Origin of the sequence: Desulforhopalus vacuolatus (genome assembly GCF_016918505.1) — a bacterium.
GTDB classification, from domain to species: domain Bacteria; phylum Desulfobacterota; class Desulfobulbia; order Desulfobulbales; family Desulfocapsaceae; genus Desulforhopalus; species Desulforhopalus vacuolatus.
In genome coordinates this window covers 1-433 of record NZ_JAFFPZ010000118.1, presented here as the reverse complement: position 1 = coordinate 433, position 433 = coordinate 1, and the positions used below count along the sequence as shown (strand labels likewise).

At 51.7% G+C, this 433-nt stretch carries 1 protein-coding gene; it reads left to right on the top strand.

Translation table 11 applies throughout. The annotated features are described in order from the left end of the window. Positions 1 to 324 (top strand): type II toxin-antitoxin system HicB family antitoxin (locus JWG39_RS16160; protein WP_205220461.1); only part of this gene is annotated, 324 nt, incomplete at its 5' end. Positions 325 to 433: the final 109 nt, after the last annotated feature.

Sequence of the window (433 nt, the reverse complement as noted above, 5' to 3'; positions counted from 1 at the left end):
ATGAAATACAAAGGGTATCATGCCAAGATCGAATATGATCCGGACGACCATATTTTTGTTGGACGCATCATCGGCCTTCGTGATGTTGTTGGATTTCACGGTGAATCCGTGCAAGAACTTGAAACAGCATTCGCCGAAGCTGTGGACAGCTACCTTGCCGCCTGCGAACAATTGGGGCAGAAGCCAAATAAACCGCACTCCGGGAACCTTATGCTGAGGGTACCGGTTGAAGTCCATGCTGCCGTTGCTGCTGCTGCTGAAACCAGTGGGAAGAGCATTAACCAGTGGGCAGCGGGGGTGCTGAAGAAGGCGTGTCAGTCGTGAAAAGCCGCATCAACGATATCCTGACCCCTCATGCGGTGGTCGAACTGGTTGTCAAAAAAAATTGGAATCTGCTCAAGGCGTGGCGCAAACACCTGGGCCTGAACCAGAA